The sequence below is a fragment of the Legionella stuttgartensis genome (assembly GCF_977063405.2).
Map to the genome: position 1 here is coordinate 169,360 of NZ_CDRUHA020000044.1, position 20,054 is coordinate 189,413.

The following is a 20,054-nucleotide window of genomic DNA, read 5'->3' on the forward strand; positions in this document are numbered from 1 at the left end:
GACAAGCTCACAATGGTTGACGAACACGCATCATTTCAAGGAATATAAGGTATTAATATCTAATGATAAAAATAGCAATTAAATTACAATGATAAAAATTCTCCCAGCCCATACGATGACCGATTCATGTTAAAGAAAATACTGTTCTTGATGGTATTAGTAGTAGGATTGTTAAGCTGCAATAAAAATATTGAACGGCAAATCTCTGTACCACCTAAAAAATTTCCGTCCAGCACAAAGGATTATAAACCTGTAGATAATTTACCTTACATTGCTTGGTGGCAACAATTTCATGATGTAGAATTGAATCAATTGATTGAGGCTGGCTTGAACAATAACATGGACATCCATATTGCCATAGGAAACTTAAAACAAGCACAAGGCGAATTGCAGCAAATCAAGCTCAGTTGGATCCCTCTCGTACAAATGTTTGCAGGCTACTCCACGAACCCCGCACTTGGAGCACCCGGTGCATTTTATGGGGTGTGGCCTTACTATTTCCTGAACATTATGAAACTTTATACTCAACAAAAAGAGGCCACCTATAATGTTCAATATCGTCTCGCAGCCATTGAAGGAATGCGTCTGGCATTAATTGGTCAAGTAGCGTCGGCTTATTTCACTTTAATCGCTCAATTAGAACAATTAAGATTATTGAAGCAATTAGACCAGGACTTAAAATCCCTAATTAAATTGGGCAAAGGAGACATCAAAATTGGTTTGGATAATGAAATTATTTTGGCTCAATTAGAATCTGATGAGCAATTGATTGCGGCTCAAATTAAACCTATTTTGCATAATATTGTGTACAGCGAGAATGCACTTCGTTATTTGATCAATGAAAATCCCGGTAGTATAAAAAATAAAAATAATTTTGCCAAAATAGACTTTTCACATTTTAAGCCGGGTAGCTTACCCGCTACAGTATTAAACAATCGTCCCGATTTAAAAATGGCTCAATATGCGTTAAACGCTTCGCGAGCAGCCATTAATGTCGCCTACAGTGATTTTTTCCCGGGATTGCAGTTGGATGCCTTTCTAGGCGAAGTGGATTTGCCTAGCAGTAATTTTGCTGAAACAACGGATGCCTATGTCAACTGGACACTGACGCCAAGTTCTCTAGGCAAAATTGCAGCACGTAAAGGGGCCTACAATGCAAAAATTGCTGAATTTAATAAAACAGTCCGACGTATTTTAAAGGAAGTTGATAGCGATTTTTCTGCCAATAAACGTATGAATGAAAAATTCATAGCGTATTTACACGCAGAAAAGGATTACCGTCGTAAATACAAATTACAACAAGGATTGCTCAAAACAGGATTAATTTCTTATAAAGAATTATTACAAAGCAAAATCTATTTAGATAACTTGGCGCTTTCAACAAATCAAGTCAAGTTGGAACTTGCGATGTCATTGGTGATTTTGTATCAAGACTTAGCAGGCGGATATGCTTACAATAAATAGCTATAGGAACTCATGTAGCCCGCATGGCAACACCCAAGGTGGATATCGATCCATGGTTGCTGGTGCCACCTTCAGGCTATATATCTAATTTTAATGGTAACTTGGATTTTATGATAAATTTAGTCAGATATCGTGAACGTATGAGAAATGGATTTGTCCGACTAAAACGTTGGATCACCATGGCGAATGTCATCATTTTTATTGGCATTCTCACCACCATTATTTATATTTTTTCTTTTTTATTCCCTTTTACTGATAACGCATTTGTCGTCAATAACGTACGTCCTGTTGCAGCACTTGCCAATGGCTATATTACAAATCTTTATGTACATAATGGCGATGTGGTCAAAAAAGGGCAAAAGCTTTTTACTGTGTTTCAAAAACCCTATATCTATGCAGTGGAACAACTTCAAGCCGATTTAGGCAGTGCCAAGGCCAAATTAGCCGCCTTGAAAACTACTTACGAACGCGATCTCAAACTCAGTGAAACTGAGCAAAAAAATTACATTAGATTTAAGCAGGATAATCAAAAATACAGTAAAGGTTATTTATTAAAATCTGTCTCTCTCATCACTTTGCAAAATTCACAACAAGAAACAAAAGCAGCAAAAGATAAATGGGACGCCTCGTTAAAACAATTGGAAATCGATCAACATCAAATAAAAGCCCAAGAAAATGAAATTAAATCCCTGCACGCACGATTAAAAAATGCTCAGGTAAATTTGGAGCAAACAGAGGTTTATGCTCAAACTGATGGAATCATCCAAAATTTATTTTTTAGTGTTGGAACTCCTGTGAATATTAATCAACCCCTGTTTTCCTTAGTGGATGCTGAAAATACCTACATTCAAGCAAACTTTAATGAAACAGATTTGGGGCAAGTACGTAAAGGCGCAGAAGTATTGATATTCCCCAGAATGTATCTGGGAAGAAAAATGTTTCATGGAGTAATTGATTCAGATTATTGGGCGGCTAATCGGCAATTAGTGGACAATCGGACTCAGTTACAAAACGTAATCAATGAAAATCAATGGATCTTATTACCTCAAAGACTCCCTGTCATTATTCGCATCACCGATCCTGACCCTCATTACCCACTCCGACTCGGAACAAGTGCTTATGTCTATATCAAAGTTTAAGCAATGGCTTGATGAAGTAGATCCCTATGCGTTACAACGTATTACTCTTTATAAATGTCTCTTTGTTGCGACTATAGAAGTGTATGTTTATTGGTTGTTTCAGCCGGTTAGTTTCCTTGCTTTTTTCTCGCCTTTTTTCTTGGTCGCTCTTTATGAGGCCCCTGTTCTCTCTACTTTTAAAGAGAAAGAAAACTTGTTGATATTTATCACTGTTGCAGTCATTCTCATCAGTGTATCCTATTATCTTGTCTATCCATTTCGTGGTGTTTTTTTCTTTTTCTCGGTATTTGTCTTAGCAGTAACCTATTTTTACGTTTTAAAATATTTCTATGCTTTAAAAAATTTAACCATGCTGCTTATAGCTACTGGTGCCGTTGTTCTAAGCGTTGAACCATCAGCCAACCTTGAGGTCGCTTATGGTTTTATTTCATCAACGCTATTATCAATGACTTTTGCACTGATCAGTTTAAGATGCTTCCCTAATATGTATTTGATTGTATGGAACAAAGGCTTGCAGAAATTCATTCAATACCTCGAGAAAGATATTGATGCAGCTCTAAACCAGAATCAAAAAAGTCCTATAGGTGAAGAAATTCTGCATTTGGGGATGGTGCGGAATTACCGACGAATGCTTCCTAAAAAATATTTAATGCAAAGTTATCGTGTTTCAATAAACATACGAAATATTCAACATGCATTAGACAATTTATATTATGAAACAAAGAACGAGGTATTTTGGTACGGTGTAAAGAATAATCTCTTTTGGCTTAGACAAAATATGAAAACATATACATCCTGTGGAACACCTTCGCTTCCTATAGAACCTCAAACGAAATTACAGCATCATATTGCACGTTGTTTACAACAAGCGTTTATCCATTGGAATAAATTATGCTTTCTGCGGCAAAACTGAAAAGAAAACTTGATTATGCGCGGTTTACGCAACTGGCAATCATGTTTATGGTTGCCATGTGGATTTATTTATTTACAACCATTCCTCATAAATGGTGGGTTTTACTCACAGTAATTGTCATCAGTGCAGGAATTGAACCTGGTTTTATTATCCGACGAGCAATTCATCGGATTGGCGGCACTTTTGCTGCATTGTTGATTTTAATCCCTCTAATTTATTTCATGCAGTTAAACTATCGATTAATTCCTGTCGTATTTATTATCTGTATCATTGGACTCGCCGTTTCATCATTAAATACAAGACGCTACGACATTAGTGTATTTTTCATTACTCTTGTAGTTTTTTTACTATTAGCGCAAACCACTGAAGCCAACTCACCTCAGGGACCATTTGAAATGGTTCTCAATCGCGGTACGTGTACCCTAATTGGTATCTTTATTGTTTTAGTTGGTGATTATTTTTTATTTCAAGCTTATCGTTACTCCCAAAAACTTTATTTATTTCATCAAATGATGGTGTACAATTTTTTTAACGATATCATGCAACAAATCGTCAAATGTCGAGAACAGAAAATAAATACATTTCTTTTTGTGGAAAAATTACGTAGTGAAGTAATCAAACATTGTGCGCCAATTGAAATAAGTTCTGAAAATTTAAAACTGGAAGTAAGAATTAGCCAAGAGACCAAAAAACGAGTTGATATCTTTCAAGAAACGATTGGGGAGATACGCAGGGTTTTATTTGCATTGTGTGTTTCTGAATTTGTTTTACACTCCTCCACAACTACTGAAAGGCATTTACAAAAGTTTAAAGAGTTAATGAATAAGGCCAAAAACAATTTTATTTATACTGAAAATATAGAGTAGCAATTCTTTCTCATTTCAAATGGTTTAGAGCAAACAATTTGAGGCAAAGTACTTGACCAAACTACACCAAATACTTTGATCCTCTCTTTTGTGTACATCCAAAAAACTCAACGTACTACTTTACTATGATGGTTTGGATGTCTGTATTTGTTCTGCTGCGAAGACGTTTCTCTTTTCCTCAATAACCTTATTTAAAATTTTTAGTTCGCTAATAGCAGCTGTTTTCCTTTGCTCCAAATTCTCAATAATTCGATTCAAACCATTTACTCTCTCAGCAGCCTGTGAAAGTTCAGTATATATATACCGTGATTTAAGCTCGAATGAAGCCAGGGGAGAATAACCTGCAGCTTGTCTGCCAAGAAATCGGTCTGTGTGATCCGTATCACAAAGAACTCCTTGAAGAGTTTTTTGATATCCTGCCTCTTCCTCGGCAACCTGATCGTACTTTGACTCAAGGGATTCTTTATCCTGCCTAAGCTTAGCTAAACGTTCTTCTGCAACCCTTAATGTTTCTCTATGATGGTCCAGTCGGTCTTCAAGCGAAATAAAATGAGGACCATAATCTTGGTTAATTTTGATTAATTGAGCCAAGTCTAGTTGCTTAAAATATTGACGAAGCTCATAAGGGGTTTTATTTGGAAATCTTGCCATAATCTTTTCCTGATATTTAAAAAAACAAATAATATCACTTTTTAGTCATATAAAAACTATTTTATCATTATGCTTATTTAGGAGTCTTGTATTAGGACAGATTAAAACAATTTAAATTATTCTTTTAAATAACTTAAATTGGGCAAAGAGAAATTATGAGGTTTCGACTAAAGAGTTAGAACTCTCGGCAAAATGCAGGGTGTAAAGCAGATTTATTTTTATAAGTTCAGCTAGAGTCTTAGTTTCCATTTTTCGCATCACGTTCGCGCGGTGAACTTCTACTGTGGATATAGATATATCAAGTGTGTGAGCTATTTGTTTATTTAATTTTCCTTCAATAACCAAATCCATAACCTGTCGCTCACGTTTAGTCAAACGTTCTAGGCGCTCATAAAAATCCGATTGAGGCTGAAGAGAATGCGTCTGGATTTTTTTAAGACATTTTTGAGTAATTTCCAGTAAATGCTGATGATTTACAGGTTTAAGAATAAAATCACTAGCTCCAGCTTTCATCGCTCGCACAGCCATTGGAATATCACCATAGCCCGTGATCATGATCATCGAAAGCTGATTTCTTGATGCGTTAAGATACTCTAACAATTCTAGACCACTCATAAGCGGCATCCGCACATCAATAATCAAACATCCCTTTTGCATGTAATCATAACTATCAAGAAATGATTCAGCATTTTCATAGGTGCATACTGGAATATTCACAGACTCAAATAACCAACGAAATGACTGACGAATCTCTGGATCATCATCCACTACAGAAACAGCTGCCTCAGCAAAATCCATGTCCACTTCCTTGATTAAGAAAAATCAAATACTTCAGAAAATATCATATCGTTATCTCAAAAAGTCACAATAATAATCGGTTAGTTTTCTTAGTGTTCCTCATTATAGGAATGACTTTTCAAAGTGATTTGTACCACTTAATTTACTTTTACTTTTACTTTTCTAAATCTAGGGTTTACCCCAACTTCATCCAAGGTAAAGGCTAACTAGTCATTGTACGATAAAATTTTGAATAATATCAAACCCACTTAATCTAGCATTAAAAAGAAGTAATAGCCAATTTCACCAGGAGAATCATTCATGGAGAAAAAGATAGCAGTTGTTACAGGGGGGACCGGGGGAATAGGTACTGCAATTTGCAGACGTCTTGCAACAAATTATAAAGTAATTGCGTGTTACTTTAAAAATGGTAAACATGCTGAAGTATTACAGTGGCAAACCCTTCAAAAAAAGTCCGGCTATGATATCGAAATTCTCTTCGCAAATCTGGTTAATTTCTCTGATTGTGAAGCACTGACTAATTCGATCATGGAGCGTTTTGGTCGTATTGATATCTTAATCAATAACGCCGGAGCTACATGCGATGTCAGCCTAAAGAAAATGGAACCTCACCATTGGCAACAAGTAATTGATGCGAATTTAACCAGTACCTTCAATATAACACGTAACGTACTACCTTTTATGATTGAGAAAAATTACGGACGTATTGTTTGTATCTCATCAATTAATGGTCGAAAAGGTCAATTTGGTCAATGCAATTATGCAGCAACAAAATCTGCTTTATTTGGGTTTGCAAAGAGCTTGGCTTTAGAAGTTGCAAATAAAGGAATTACCGTAAATACCATTTCCCCTGGTTATATTGAAACGTCGATGATAACTACTTTGAAAAAAGAAGTCCTAGATAAGATCACGAGCAGTATTCCTGTTGGACGACTTGGTAAACCAGAAGAAATAGCAAATGCCGTTTCTTTTTTAGTAGGGGAAGAAGCAGGATTTATTACCGGCTCTAACCTGGATATTAATGGTGGTCAATACATGTGAGCTTAGTTCTTCAAAGTTTATAATACGAATCGCATTCGAGTTAGAATGCGATTTACCTCTAGAATTCTTTAAGAGCAATCTATTAGTTCCTCTCATCAACTCGCAACAAGATAAAATGGTGCCTTTTTCTTGCTTTGTATAATAAGATGGAAAATTGGAACACAGTTTTTTATACAAATCACTTTAGTATGACCTGAAATTAATCACGATACATTCATTGTATTTTTTGGGGAGAATAATCATGCCAAAGCTTCCTCATAATATCGAGCTCAAGGAAGTAAAAAAAGAAGAGTTACCCTCTAAAATTGCTTCATCTTTATCCAAAGGGATTACCGAAAAAAAAATATTATCTGACCAATTTGGTGCTTATTATCTGATAAAAAAACCAGATACCTTAACTGTAAACGATGTCTTCAAAGGATATCTTTCTCATGAAGAATTAAATAATCCTTCCTTTAATACTACGGAGCATATTTTCTCAATCAAGCTTGAAGGCGCCTTCCTCGAAGTTTTGATTCCTCGTATGGCAAAAAAAATGTTTGAAGGTATTTTAGTCGTCCCAGAAAACCATCTACATATTGATAAGGACCAATCAATTGGGGTCATCTCCAAATTCATAAATGGTTTTTCTGAGTTTTTATCACAAAAAGAAGAAGTCAGAACAGCCCCCTTATTTGATCGCGAATACTTACCTACGCGGAAAAATTTATCGCTCAACTCAGAAGAAGCAAAAATTATTGGCCAATTGTATGCAGTAGCTTTGGTTTTTAATTTATGGGATATATTAAACTCCAAATTACTCAACTCAGGCTATTGTGTGGAGAGTGATGGTACTAAACGAGCTGCAATTGTAGATTTTGGTTGTGCTGGTATTCTGAGTTACAAAGGACGTCATGCAGATACGCTAGCATTGGATGATCCCAGTTTTTCTCCGACTGAGAAAATCAGTTATTCATTTTTTGGGCAAAACTATCGTGATCATTATCGCCATGGTTATGCCCTGCCCTTTGATAAATTGGTTGGTCCTCTTCTACCGCATACAATTATTTCTGATTTATTCGACATGTCTGGAGAGGATGGCATTAGTCGCTCTATGCTCGATGGCTTTTGTCAGGCAATTACTGTCGCAGAAAAAAATTTGGCACAAAATCCTTATTTATTGGAAGAGGTATTAATGAGCCAGAGAACGCATTCACTTTAGACTCATCTTTACAAGCCAATGAACTAAAAACCCACTTGAATGCTACGTTTTATGGCAAACCAGAACAAAATGCACATACTCTGGTAACTCTTCTTCAACAACGTCTCATCAGTACCAAAATGCTTATCGCACCATTTAAAGCAGGGATACCGGCACCTGTAATCCAAGAAGAAATCCGAGACTGTTATTATTACTCTCAGTGCTGGTCAAAACGTTAGTACTTCCGGAATTTCGGAGAGACCCTTTTCTCCTTTTATGCAGGCGGTAAACCTGGTTGAAAGCACCAGCTTACTTGGTACTCGATTATCAAATTATCATTTAAATTCTGAGGAAAAGAGTCATACTAGAAAAATTTGCTATTTTATAATTTTGTGTATATTAATTAGTATTGTGATGCACCTTCCTGTTCGCATCTCCCTAAAACATGCGAGGTACGTAAATGTTTTTTAATCCTCTTGATAATCGTTATCTTTACAATATCTATGATTTTAACATGCGTTTACTCCAGCCTTACTCAGATTATTTTGACAATGTAGCAAAACGTTTGCGCAGAATTTCTGACAATATTAATTTACCTGTTAACATTCCCTATATTTCAGCGGATGAGCAAAATGCCTTGAAAAAAATGTTGGAAGCAAATTCCAGCCATTTTCGCAGATTATCAGGCTATTCCTATATATTTCATATCATTACTAATGTATATGACAAACCCAAATTTGATATTAATGAAGTCAAAATTCAAGATGAATATTACGATGTTCAAGAAGAACTTATCGATAGAAAAAGTTTTTGCAATCTAATTCGCTTTAAAAAAGTAAATGCTGAACACTTGAATTTGCCAAAATTACTGGTAGTTGCGCCCATGTCAGGTCACCATGCAACCTTGCTACGCGACACCGTCAGAAATTTACTTCCTTTATACGATGTCTATATTACAGATTGGAAAAATGCGCGTGATGTACCCTTGATTGAAGGCTCATTCGATTTAGATGATTTCATTGATTACATCATTTCTTATTTAAATTTACTCGCACCTAATTTAAATGTTATGGCAGTTTGCCAGCCAACGGTTCCTGTTTTAGCTGCAGTTGCACTCATGTCTACTAATAACTCACCCAATCTTCCTCGCACAGCAATATTGCTTGGAGGACCAATTGATACGAACCAATCCCCTACCTCGCTAAACGAATTAGCAGCCTCACGAGGAGATGATTGGTTTCAACAAAATGTGATCTCGATTGTCCCCTCTCGTTTTCCAGGCGCGATGCGGCTTGTATATCCTGGTTTTATGCAACTTGCAGGTTTTATGAGTATGAATTTTCAGCGTCATATGGAGTCACTACAAAAAGCGGTTGATCGCTACGCAGATAATCAAAAAGAAGCAGCCTTCAAGATAATAAAATTTTACCTCGAATATTTTTCAACCATGGATCTGACTGCTGAATTTTACATGCAAACAATAAACACAGTATTTCAAGAAAAACTGCTAACAACGGGTCGTTACAAATCGCGCGGTCATAATGTGCGCGTACAGGATATAAAAAACACCTCTATTCTGGCCATAGAAGGTGAGCGAGATGATATTACCGGAGTAGGACAAACAAAATCCGTTCTATCTTTGTGTAAAAATTTACCTGACTCTATGAAAAAATATTTACTTGCGGAAGGAGTGGGACATTATGGATTGTTTAATGGCAAGAAATTCCGCAATATTATTATTCCTGAAATTCATGACTTTACTAAAACACATGCTGATTCTTAATTAACCGAATTTTGTAGTACGGGCGCAGCGTAGCAAAACACTGGTTTCATCGATTTGAATACCGTCACTGCGCTGCACTGAGGCTACAATTCATAAACTCTCAATAAATTCGCACACTACTTTAGTGAATTGCGCAGGATACTCCATCTGAGGCAGATGCCCACATTCCATAAAACAATAATAACGTGCTCTAGGGATCTGATCGGCAAGAGATTTAGCATCCTTTTCACTGAAAATTAAATCCTGATCTGAACTTAATACAAGCACTGGTACATTGATTTTGTTAACCCAAGTGCTTGAGTCAAAATGCTTAAGCGCTGCGTATTGACCTTCATATCCTTTTACAGTGAATGGAAAAGGATAGTCAAAACCAAGTTGAATTAATTGATCAAGCACTCCGGGTTGAGCAAGAAATTGATATGAATAAACCCAACTACATGAGGCTTTAAGTAGCGATTTAAGTGGAGCATACGCCTTGAGTAACTCTAATTGTGCTTCAAGATAAATATGAAAAACGCTATGTAATCTTGCTGCCGAATGGCTAATTACTGCCGAGCGAACCAATGAGGGATAGCGATAGGCCAAAGTTTGCAGGATGAATCCCCCCATCGAATTGCCCACAAAATGAGCATGAGAAACATCAAGTGCCGAACATAGAGCGGCGACATCATCCGTCATTTGATCTATAGAATAAGGTCCCTCAGGAACATCAGTCTGCCCAACACCACGATTGTCGAATAAAATAACCTGGTATTTATCTTTAAAACGCTCCACAACCTCAACCCAGGCTATATGATCCACACTAAATCCAGCAATAAAAACAAGCGGCTCTCCTTTGCCATGCATCTCATAATACATGGAAATATCATTCACTTTTATATGAGGCATATAACTCCCGTTACTCATTAAAATATTTCTTTATAATCATAAAAAAATATATCATTTACTTCGAATAGGCTAAAGTACATTTTAGAGAATAAATTGAGGTAAAAGGACAATCGATGAATCATATTCTTATTGTGTATGCGCAAGGAATTGAAGAATACAAAAAGCATTTTATCAGTATGCTTGAAAATTTTTTAACACAAAAAAATTATGAGCTTACCGTATGCACTTCATTAAAGGACGCTTATGATGTAAGTAGTTTAAATCCACGAATTGTCACTATTCTTTATGATTGGGATGATTTTGGATTTGATGATTTACATCATTTTTCGAATCATAATAAACTGTTACCTGTTTTTGCTATGACGAATAAGCATGCCTCTATTGACATCAATCTTAGTGACTTTGATCTTACCTTGGATTTTTTGCAATATGATGCTAATTTGGCACATGATGATTTTAAACGCATATTACTTGCCATAGAAAAATACCGTCACGCAATTCTACCCCCTTTCACTAAAGCACTTATGCATTATGTTCAGGAATTGAATTATGCATTTTGCACTCCAGGACATTTAGGTGGAACCGCATTTCAAAAAAATCCGACCAGTGCCGCATTCTATGACTTTTATGGTAAAAATATTTTTCGCGCCGATCTTTCCGTTTCGATAGAAGAACTTGGAAGCTTATTGGAACATTCCGGCCCTCAACGAGAGGCCGAAGATTTTATAGCCAATGTCTTCAAAAGCGATCGTTCGTTAATTGTAACCAACGGTACATCAACATCCAATAAAATAGTGGGCATGTATTCAGCAACTTCTGGGGACACCGTCATTGTTGATCGGAACTGCCATAAATCCATCGCCCAATTCTTAATGATGGTGGATGTCATTCCCATTTATTTGAAGCCTACACGAAACACTTATGGGATTCTCGGAGGGATCCCTAAATCAGAATATACTGAACAAGCGATTCACGACAAAATTCTGGATCATCCTGAAGCAGTGGCCTGGCCTACTTATGCCGTCATTACGAACTCAACGTATGATGGCCTACTTTATAAAGTTGAAAATTTTCAAAATGAGCTTAAAGTAAAACACTTACATTTTGATAGCGCTTGGGTTCCATATACCAATTTTCATCCTATTTACGCTGAAAAATTCGGGCTCAGTTTAACCCCACAAAAAGATCAAGTGATTTTTGAAACCCAATCAACCCATAAGTTATTAGCCGCTTTTAGTCAATCATCCATGATTCATGTTAAAGGTAATTATAATGAACACATTCTTAATACCAACTACATGATACATATGAGCACTTCTCCGTTCTATCCTCTTGTTTCCAGTTGTGAAGTTTCGGCTGCAATGATGGCTGGAAATCAAGGGTATGATTTAATCAATGAAGCAATTGAATTGGCATGGGATTTTCGAACAGAAATCAAACGCTTGAAAAAACAAAGTTCTGATTGGTTTTTTGATGTATGGCAACCCACATTAGAAAACAAACCATCCTGTTTCCCTTTAAAACCCAACGAAAAATGGCATGGCTTTCATGAAGTAGACGAGGATCATTTATTTTTGGATCCAATCAAGGTGACTGTACTATTACCAGGAATCAAGAATGATAAACTCGATGACTGGGGTATTCCAGCGACTGTTGTGGAAAAATTCCTTGCATCTCATGGAATCATTGTTGAGAAAACCGGCCCCTACTCGATGCTGTTTTTATTTAGTTTAGGAATTACGCGAGCCAAATCAATGGCTTTATTGGCAGCTTTAAATAAATTTAAACAACTTTATGATGAAAATGCCCCAGTTAAAATCGTAATCCCACAACTGTATCAAGCACATCCTGAATTTTATGAAAAAATGTCTATTCAAACCTTGGCTAACACACTTCATAATTTGATGCAAAAGCATAATTTACCAAACGTGATGTACCATGCTTTTGATAAACTACCTAAAGTAGTTATGACGCCTCATCAGGCATATCAAAAGCTTATTCGGCAAGAAACTCAACTGATACCTCTAGCACAATTAAAAGATAAAATTTCTGCTGTGATGATCTTGCCCTATCCACCTGGTATTCCCTTAATTATGCCCGGAGAACAAATCACCGATGATTGTGAAGTGATTCTTGAATTCTTGCTTATGTTAGATGATATTGGAGAAGCGCTACCTGGTTTTGCTACTGAAATTCATGGTGTTGTCGTTGGGGATGATGGAACAAATTACGTGCAAATAATAAAAACATGAGTAACTTAAAGCTCCATAAATTTTCATGGGGTGTCCTTGGTAAGAAGCTCTTCAAGAGATTTTCTAAGGGAACGCACTTTGGTGTGTTTTTGCTGAGGATATCCAATGCGGCCAAGAAATAATACGGGATTCTCATGAGAAAGTGCATGTAGATTTTTGGATATTTTAAGAGCTGTATTCTGCGAGAACTTTAATTGTGAAAACTGGATTTGAGCATCAGCATAATATTGGAACATCAGCGGTGCAAAATTAGGTTGCATGACTAAACCTAATTGGGTTGCAGTTAACCAAAATCGTTGCATGGCAGCACCCACTTTAAAATAGTAATCATCTCCACTAATTGGGCTTTTGGGAATAAGAAAAAAATGGGCACTGCAGAATAAGCTTGGAAGAAGATCCAATTCGAATTGATTGGTTTGTATTGCACCTAATTTATTAAAAGTCGTAATTCGAGACCATGATTTAAGTGCCCATTTCATGATCCGTTGAGTCAAAGGATTAATACCGGTAGCGGCTATGGGTATGCCTTGAGTCGCTCGATTTTTTGAGGTAAATACCTGTTGGTGAATAGGAAAAAGTTCCGGCATAGTCATTCGTAATTTTGTAGCCAACATGGTGAGTTTTGCTATAAAATTTTTCTCTCTCATCGATTCTAGCCATATAATGTCAAACTTCTCCCCTATTGACTCAGTTAAGAGCCTTTTTACATTATCGGCTAATTTTAATCGCTTATAATTACCCCGCTCCACCGATCTTATTTTGATGCAATAAGCTAATGGGTCTGGTTTTAATTTAGAGTTCTTTTTAAAAGTAACTAAAATGTGATGTTGTGTGCTTGTGTGAGATTCACTTTGGTACTCACTCTCCAATCCAAATAAACTTGCAGCAATATTGAATGTCTCAAGTAAGAATCCACCTGAAATTAAGGTAGGTATTCCTCCATAATCATAGCAATTGTTTGGCGTTTCATTAGTGATTACCACTCTAATTTGCGAGGGATTCACTAGTATAAATCGCCAAGGCTGTGAATTGTCACCGCTAGGTGCCCATCGAGCAAGCTCTAAAATTTTTTCGACTGTTGTTGAATGTTCTGATAAAAAATCGTCCTTTTCTTGACTTGAAGAGCTTAAACGTTTTTTCATTAGAAAAATTTTCAATCTCTGAATTGGATTCCGATTTCCCCAGGGCATCCATCCTATACGATGTTTACATAGGTATGGATCGAATACTTGATATCTGGGTAGTGCATAAATAGGTCCCCGATGAAGCAATACTTTTAAAGCTTCAGCACCCATCACTCCTGCGCACAATTGACAGGCAATCATTGTTGACGGCCCCTTTTCTAAGTCAAAATTAACTCGACTGGGATCAACTAAATAATGTCTATTAAATAGCTTAGGGTTTAATCCCACCAAAAAACGAACAGGAAGCTCTTTGGGATTGTATCCATTAAATTGAAAGTACTCTTCAAAGGTCATTTGACCTGGCATCATCACTAAATAACAAGTCCCCATTCCTATAGGACCAGCAGTAATTGCCGGAATATTCATTTCATAAGCTCGTTTAAATACCTGGGCCCTTACATCTAAAACAAAAAAATCCAAGCCATCTACATATAGATCCACTCCAGCTAGAAATTCGTTAATATTATGTTGATTAATACCTTCATTAAAACAGGTAATTTGGACATTTGGGTTGATGCTTTTGGCCATTTGGGCAAGTACATCAATTTTGGGTTGATGAAGAGAACTTACGGTTGCACCAACTTGCCTGTTAAAATTTTGGATTTCAAAAGTATCCATCTCTGCCAGATGGAATTGTTCTATGCCTAGGCGAACTAGTGTGAGTAAATGAATTCCACCCACTCCGCCAAGTCCTGCAATTGCAATTTTTTTTGTTCGAAGAAAAATTTGCTCTTCTTCAGTAAGCCAACCAATGTTACGAGTAAAAGCGTTTAGATAATCAAACTGCTCGTGCTCCATAATTAGTTCCTTGTCAGTTTAAAATTGAATCATCTTTTTAAATTATAATTCCCTTTTTTATTTATTAATTTTAGTTTAATCATTGTTATTGTTAAAAGAACAATTGTATAAATAGGTCTTTTGGACTTACATTTCATGATTTTGTGATAAAGTTTAGGGTGATTTATCAAATGGTTATGGAATCCACGTACAGCAAGATTCACCGTATTCCTGATCGTAATTGGATTTAGAAAAAAAACTTGCTCTCCTTGTTCAGAGTAAGGATTAATTTTATTGAAATACTTGTCCATTTTAGAAATAGCGTGCGCTTTTTTATGAAAGGTAGACTTAATTTTTTCGGATAAGTTATAAGTAATTACATTCCCATTTTCAATTCGATATCTATCAATATTTAGTTTTTGTAAGGTATCGAGCATTAATTGAACGATATGAGGTGGTGTTTCTTCTTTGGGACTGGGCCATGAGGGGGGGTATTTTAGAGAATATTCCAAAGTACCCGACGATGAGGCCAAACCGCAACAGTACTTATTCTTAAAGGGATACAATAAAAATAATTTTAAAACGTGTTTGGTCATGGCATATGAAATAATACCCGAATGCTTATAAGATGCTTCAACAACCACGTTTCCAAAGTAAACTAATACATCCTTTTTAAAATGTATTATAGAAACACCGATGGTTGCGACAAGTTTTTTCGAACTTTTATCGTAAAATAGTAATACATAATCTCTTGGAGCCAAATAATCAAGTAAGGTCTCTTTGTCTAAAAATAAATACTCTTGATGAAGGGTTACATAATCGGATTTTTGCTTACTACTTAAGTGGGCGGGCTTTACAGCAACCAAATCTATTTTCTTCATAATAAACACCTAAACAAATTTCTTCGTTCAATTCCTCTGTTCTCCTATCTCAGAGCGTAAAAAACTCACTCTCCGCTTCCATAAATAAGGTATGTATACTTAAAATAAAGAAAGTACTTTACAAACTTTAGACTATTATAGTATAATATTTGATCAATTTGTCTGGATATTACTAATTTATTTTTAACACTGATTTGTTTAAAAGATAAATCCAACACTGATCCATGAAGATATGCAATATAAAATTACTGAGCAATTTGCACGAGGCGAAGAAAAAGTAATAGCTGAATTTAGTGATCTAGGTGACACACGCATCTTCATTGCAAAAAAATTAGCCCTCCCTGACCTTGAAAAACAAAAAATTATTTTCAGACTCTATGACGATTCAGATTTATTACAGGAATTCAATTAGGAAAATATTTCTGTTGCCTATGCAAAATATGCTGAAGGAAATGGCGATCTTAATTTCGTTCAGTTTTCATTCCAAGTATTAATTAAAACAGAGAATGCCTCAGAAAAGAAAAGGATTGCGAACTTTAATGATAAAAATGATGCGAATTTATTCATGATTTGCAAATGTCAATCAGATGAAACCCTCGACGATAATGACCTCTTATTCCTATTTAAAGAACAAAATTTAATTGACACCTTAAACAAAACGATCGCTCTTCATCGGATCAAAGCAACCACTCGCTTTTCGGGAAATGAAAAAGGAGCAAAATTTCATCCTACCCCAATGCCAAGACGCCCCACACCGCCTGGTGGCCCTAGTGATTGTTGGATCGAAGAAGAGGATGAAGGTAATTAAAATTGGAGCAAATCAATTAACTAACTTTAACTCATTCTTCAAGCGCGTACTCCCGGCTTAGAAGAAACTACCTCATCATTCAACTCAAGAATAAAAGTCTCTAGAGTAACTTTGATTTCATTCTGGATAGTTCTCTTAGTTTCAGGATCTATATTCTTGATATAGTGCTCTGGGTGATTCATAAGAGAATTTAAAATCGCAATTTCTACGAGTAAGGGATCTTGCGCTTTTCCATCAATAATAAGCCTAATTGCATCAATTACCTTAGAATCCTTATGTTTTCTCAGACGATTTAGCATCGTGTCAACTTGGATCTTAAATGTATTGTTTTCTATAAAAAATTTATAATAATTAGTTTTACGCATAATAAATATTTAATTAATTAAAATTCTTGCCACAAATACCAAAAAGTTGCAATATTGTATAACAATATATAACTTCATGCCATTTTCATGCAAAGCAAATCTGCTTTTTTCGCCACGACTAACTATTCAATAGATAACTTTGATTCCACGTTTCGAAAACTTGTATTGGGCGCTTATGCGAAACGATTGAATAGCGCAACAGATGCCAAACTCTATTTAGCGATTTGCGGTGTAGACTTAGAATCTACAGTCAAAATTCTCTTAACCATGGAAAAAAATAATTTACTCAATATCCCCCTAAAGCAAGCTATCTTTTCCCCTGTTGGGTGCGGTGATATCGCAAATGCATTTTGTACTTTAATAACTGGAGATGCAATGATTATCTCCAAAAAGGAAACACACTCTCTTGCAAGTCTTGACGAAGAGCTCGAGAACGACTTACCTAAAGTGGTTCGCATTGATATACCAGGACATTCCTATGTTATGGTAGCTTGTGAAAAAACATCCCACGGAGTTTGGGGATATGTTTATCAATCAAATGTAGCTTACCAAATGGAAGATAACTCTTTTTCTCTCGCGGCGTGGTTGATGGACGCCAAGTCATTTAAAACAAATCTATCAGAACATTTACGCAAATTGGCTCGATTACTTAATCCCAGTGTTTCTAATTTAGAAAAAGAACTCATTTATCTTGAATTGTATTCCGCTCAACCCATAGTCGAGGTAAAAGTCCCTGCAAACATGAAGGAAATGATCTCATATATTAATGAGAATCTTTTTTTCAAATATAAAACCCAGGCTGTTAGTGTTCAGGATATGTTATTTATTGCAGAACGAATCAGAAACATAATCATTCAAAACGCTGATGAACAAGAACAATCACTAGATGTCTATATTTCTAACATGCAAGAAGAACTTGAAGCGTGTAGAGAATCAGAATATAAAACTGTAATGGATCCCTTATAACAAAAAATTCAATTTTTTGTCTTTGAACCTAAAGAAAATCGGTCAATCCTATTGTTAGAGCAGCTCTATTTTTTATTGATGTGCAATTATGTTACAATGTGAGCAATGATCAATTTGGAATTAATATGTGTTTTCTTTAGTATCTCCAAAGAATTATCAATGGATAGCCAGTCTCTATTTTTTTCAAAGTATACCCTATGTGGTGGTCACCTTGATTGCGACCATCATGTATCAGCAATATGGGATGAGCAATACCCAGGCCGCGTTTTTAACCAGCTTATTCATGCTACCCTGGACAATTAAGCCTCTTTTCGCTCCTTTCCTCGAACAAATTGCTACGAAAAAAAAATTAACATTGTATGCTCAAGCAATAGTAACTCTAATTTTTATCCTATTGGCACTTTGTGTCGAAAACTCCTATTTTCTAATGATTAGTTCGATAGGTTTTGCAAGTCTTGCGTTTATTTCTTCGCTTCATGACATTGCTTCTGACGGTATTTATTTACTTAATTTAAATAATGAAGAACAAAAAAAATATGTTGCGTTACGCAGTTTTTTTTATCAAATGGGCCGATTACTTATTAAAGGTGGCTTATTAGCTCTTATTGGCAGTTTTGCTGTGTATTACGAACTAAATGTATGGCAATTATTTTACTTTAGCTTATTTGTTGTGGGATTTTTACTCACTTTTTATCATAAAGCCAAAATTCCAGAAATCCCTAACAAAGTGGAATCGTTTCATCTGAGTTATTGGGCAATTTTTAAAACCCTTCTCTTCGATACGCAAATCTATCCAATACTACTCTTTATCTTTTTATACAACTTTTCTGAAGCGCAAATGCAAAAAATTATTCCTTTATTTTTGCTGGATAAAGGAGGATTAGGACTCAATTTATCTCAGGTTAGCCAGCTTTATGGAATAATTGGCAGTATGTTCCTGATGCTGGGTATCTTTGTTTCAGGCTGGCTCATTACGCGTTATGTCCTCGAAAAGTGCTTAAAAAATGTGACTTTACTCTTGCTACTAGGTCATTTGCTTTACCTTTTATTTCCCTATTTTCATGCCCACAATGTACTCATTTATGTAGTTATTTTATTGAATCAATTTACAGTGGGGTTAGCTAATGGAACTTATATGGGCTATCTCTTAATGATTGCCAATAAAAGTAATTATCCGATGTCTATGTATACGATCTGCACTTCAATCATGGCTTCAAGTTATGTATTTTTTGGCGCCTTTAGTGGCTGGATAGAGCAGAAACTGGGTTACTCCGGTTTTTTTCTTTATATTTTTGCAGCCAATATAGCGCTTCTTTTTATAACGCACAGAGCGATGAATCAGTATGAATGATTTGCTCGTAACACTAGAAAATGAATTGGTGCAAGCCCCCTCTCTAGCTGATTGTGATCATGCCTTGAGTTCTTATTTAAACAAACAAGGTATCACAACATTTTCGTTCACTTATTATGCCTATCATCCAAATTCAGCAAATCGCTTAAAATATGATATGTGTTCTGCCAATTTCAAATCCTGGCATCAACATTATCTTGCCGAGCAATACCATAATATCGATAGCACACTGAATTTTGTTTATCATAATCATTTGCCGATTTATTGGAATTTAAAACAACAATTAGCTCAGGCAACAAGTCCGTCCGAACGAAAAATGCGAGAAGACTCTATTGCCTTTGGGGCAGAATCGGGTCTATCAATCCCGATTCATGGTCCACATAATAATTTTGCAATCCTGTTATTAGTACAAATGCAAAATCAACAATGTCACTTGCAAGAAAACCGAGCTCAATATGAATTTTTTGTTGCAGCACATCTCTACTATCACTACCTCCAAACTCACCTTTTAGATCAGGTAAGCGAAAAAGAAGCGTTTCATTTAACCCAACGTGAAATTCAATGCCTGTTATTGATTGCCGAACAATGTTCAGTCAAAGAGATGTCACAACGTCTTGAGATCAGTGAGAGAACAATTAATTTCCATATTCAAAAAATCAATAAAAAATTAGGGACCAAAAATAAATATCAATCCTTGGCCAAGGCATTAGAATTTCAATTATTAACATTATGATCCCCCTGTCATAA

Annotated in this window: 20 protein-coding genes; 14 read left to right on the plus strand and 6 right to left on the minus strand. The window is 35.8% G+C overall.

All coding sequences use genetic code 11. The features are described from left to right. Positions 1-126: 126 nt before the first annotated feature. The 4 genes from ACWTEW_RS11630 (at position 127) to ACWTEW_RS11645 (ending at position 4,382) form a co-directional block, all read left to right on the plus strand. Positions 127-1,464: a TolC family protein gene (locus ACWTEW_RS11630; RefSeq protein ID WP_454781796.1), complete on the plus strand. Its 1,338-nt coding sequence runs from the start codon at positions 127-129 to the stop codon at positions 1,462-1,464. Between the two features lie 110 nt (positions 1,465-1,574). Beyond that, a complete protein-coding gene (locus tag ACWTEW_RS11635; RefSeq protein ID WP_454782061.1) occupies positions 1,575-2,603 on the plus strand; it encodes an HlyD family secretion protein in 1,029 nt (342 codons plus the stop codon). Beyond that, a complete protein-coding gene (locus tag ACWTEW_RS11640; protein WP_454781797.1) occupies positions 2,584-3,516 on the plus strand; it encodes a hypothetical protein in 933 nt (310 codons plus the stop codon). Before ACWTEW_RS11635 ends, ACWTEW_RS11640 begins: the two co-directional genes overlap by 20 nt. After that, the gene (locus ACWTEW_RS11645; protein WP_454781798.1) at positions 3,495-4,382 is read left to right on the plus strand and encodes an FUSC family protein; all 888 of its coding nucleotides are present in this window, start codon (positions 3,495-3,497) and stop codon (positions 4,380-4,382) included. Before ACWTEW_RS11640 ends, ACWTEW_RS11645 begins: the two co-directional genes overlap by 22 nt. Positions 4,383-4,505: 123 nt before the next feature. Here ACWTEW_RS11645 and ACWTEW_RS11650 read toward each other — a convergent pair whose 3' ends face one another. Beyond that, positions 4,506-5,033: a hypothetical protein gene (locus tag ACWTEW_RS11650; protein WP_454781799.1), complete on the minus strand. Its 528-nt coding sequence runs from the start codon at positions 5,031-5,033 to the stop codon at positions 4,506-4,508. Between the two features lie 153 nt (positions 5,034-5,186). After that, complete coding sequence (locus tag ACWTEW_RS11655) at positions 5,187-5,831, minus strand: response regulator transcription factor (RefSeq protein ID WP_454781800.1); 645 nt, start codon at positions 5,829-5,831, stop codon at positions 5,187-5,189. A 300-nt stretch (positions 5,832-6,131) separates the two neighbouring features. On the opposite strand from ACWTEW_RS11655, the gene phbB reads away from it, so the two are divergent. The 4 genes from phbB to phaZ all read left to right on the plus strand — a co-directional run bounded on the left by phbB (position 6,132) and on the right by phaZ (position 9,835). After that, entirely contained in the window at positions 6,132-6,872 is a 741-nt protein-coding gene (phbB, locus tag ACWTEW_RS11660) for an acetoacetyl-CoA reductase (RefSeq protein WP_454781801.1), read from the plus strand. A gap of 241 nt (positions 6,873-7,113) precedes the next feature. Next, a complete protein-coding gene (locus ACWTEW_RS11665; protein WP_454781802.1) occupies positions 7,114-8,073 on the plus strand; it encodes a hypothetical protein in 960 nt (319 codons plus the stop codon). A 35-nt stretch (positions 8,074-8,108) separates the two neighbouring features. After that, complete coding sequence (locus ACWTEW_RS11670; RefSeq protein WP_454781803.1) at positions 8,109-8,291, plus strand: hypothetical protein; 183 nt, start codon at positions 8,109-8,111, stop codon at positions 8,289-8,291. 221 nt (positions 8,292-8,512) lie between these two features. Then, positions 8,513-9,835 carry a polyhydroxyalkanoate depolymerase gene (gene phaZ / locus ACWTEW_RS11675; RefSeq protein WP_454781804.1) on the plus strand — a complete coding sequence of 441 codons (1,323 nt, stop codon included), beginning with the start codon at positions 8,513-8,515 and terminating at the stop codon, positions 9,833-9,835. Between the two features lie 90 nt (positions 9,836-9,925). On the opposite strand, the gene ACWTEW_RS11680 is transcribed toward phaZ, so the two are convergent. Continuing rightward, positions 9,926-10,723 carry an alpha/beta fold hydrolase gene (locus tag ACWTEW_RS11680; protein ID WP_454781805.1) on the minus strand — a complete coding sequence of 266 codons (798 nt, stop codon included), beginning with the start codon at positions 10,721-10,723 and terminating at the stop codon, positions 9,926-9,928. Between the two features lie 113 nt (positions 10,724-10,836). Here ACWTEW_RS11680 and ldcC point away from each other — a divergent pair, with 113 nt between their 5' ends. Beyond that, positions 10,837-12,975 carry a lysine decarboxylase LdcC gene (gene ldcC, locus ACWTEW_RS11685; RefSeq protein WP_454781806.1) on the plus strand — a complete coding sequence of 713 codons (2,139 nt, stop codon included), beginning with the start codon at positions 10,837-10,839 and terminating at the stop codon, positions 12,973-12,975. Between the two features lie 23 nt (positions 12,976-12,998). On the opposite strand, the gene ACWTEW_RS11690 is transcribed toward ldcC, so the two are convergent. Both ACWTEW_RS11690 and ACWTEW_RS11695 read right to left on the minus strand, forming a co-directional pair. Next, on the minus strand, positions 12,999-14,957 hold the full coding sequence (locus ACWTEW_RS11690; RefSeq protein ID WP_454781807.1) for a ThiF family adenylyltransferase: 1,959 nt from the start codon (positions 14,955-14,957) through the stop codon (positions 12,999-13,001). A gap of 29 nt (positions 14,958-14,986) precedes the next feature. Then, positions 14,987-15,817: a hypothetical protein gene (locus ACWTEW_RS11695; RefSeq protein ID WP_454781808.1), complete on the minus strand. Its 831-nt coding sequence runs from the start codon at positions 15,815-15,817 to the stop codon at positions 14,987-14,989. Between the two features lie 232 nt (positions 15,818-16,049). On the opposite strand from ACWTEW_RS11695, the gene ACWTEW_RS11700 reads away from it, so the two are divergent. Together ACWTEW_RS11700 and ACWTEW_RS11705 are read left to right on the plus strand one after the other, a co-directional pair. After that, the gene (locus ACWTEW_RS11700; protein WP_454781809.1) at positions 16,050-16,229 is read left to right on the plus strand and encodes a hypothetical protein; all 180 of its coding nucleotides are present in this window, start codon (positions 16,050-16,052) and stop codon (positions 16,227-16,229) included. Between the two features lie 153 nt (positions 16,230-16,382). Next, the gene (locus tag ACWTEW_RS11705) at positions 16,383-16,625 is read left to right on the plus strand and encodes a hypothetical protein (RefSeq protein ID WP_454781810.1); all 243 of its coding nucleotides are present in this window, start codon (positions 16,383-16,385) and stop codon (positions 16,623-16,625) included. 38 nt (positions 16,626-16,663) lie between these two features. Here the strand turns inward: ACWTEW_RS11705 and ACWTEW_RS11710 are convergent, their stop codons facing one another. After that, positions 16,664-16,924: a hypothetical protein gene (locus ACWTEW_RS11710; protein WP_454781811.1), complete on the minus strand. Its 261-nt coding sequence runs from the start codon at positions 16,922-16,924 to the stop codon at positions 16,664-16,666. Between the two features lie 153 nt (positions 16,925-17,077). Here ACWTEW_RS11710 and ACWTEW_RS11715 point away from each other — a divergent pair, with 153 nt between their 5' ends. The 3 genes from ACWTEW_RS11715 (at position 17,078) to ACWTEW_RS11725 (ending at position 20,040) form a co-directional block, all read left to right on the plus strand. After that, positions 17,078-17,956: a hypothetical protein gene (locus ACWTEW_RS11715; protein ID WP_454781812.1), complete on the plus strand. Its 879-nt coding sequence runs from the start codon at positions 17,078-17,080 to the stop codon at positions 17,954-17,956. A gap of 127 nt (positions 17,957-18,083) precedes the next feature. Then, positions 18,084-19,307 (plus strand): MFS transporter, encoded by a 1,224-nt coding sequence (locus ACWTEW_RS11720; protein WP_454781813.1) that lies wholly within the window; start codon positions 18,084-18,086, stop codon positions 19,305-19,307. Beyond that, on the plus strand, positions 19,300-20,040 hold the full coding sequence (locus tag ACWTEW_RS11725) for a helix-turn-helix transcriptional regulator (RefSeq protein WP_454781814.1): 741 nt from the start codon (positions 19,300-19,302) through the stop codon (positions 20,038-20,040). The genes ACWTEW_RS11720 and ACWTEW_RS11725 overlap by 8 nt, the downstream gene beginning before the upstream one ends. Positions 20,041-20,054 lie beyond the last annotated feature (14 nt).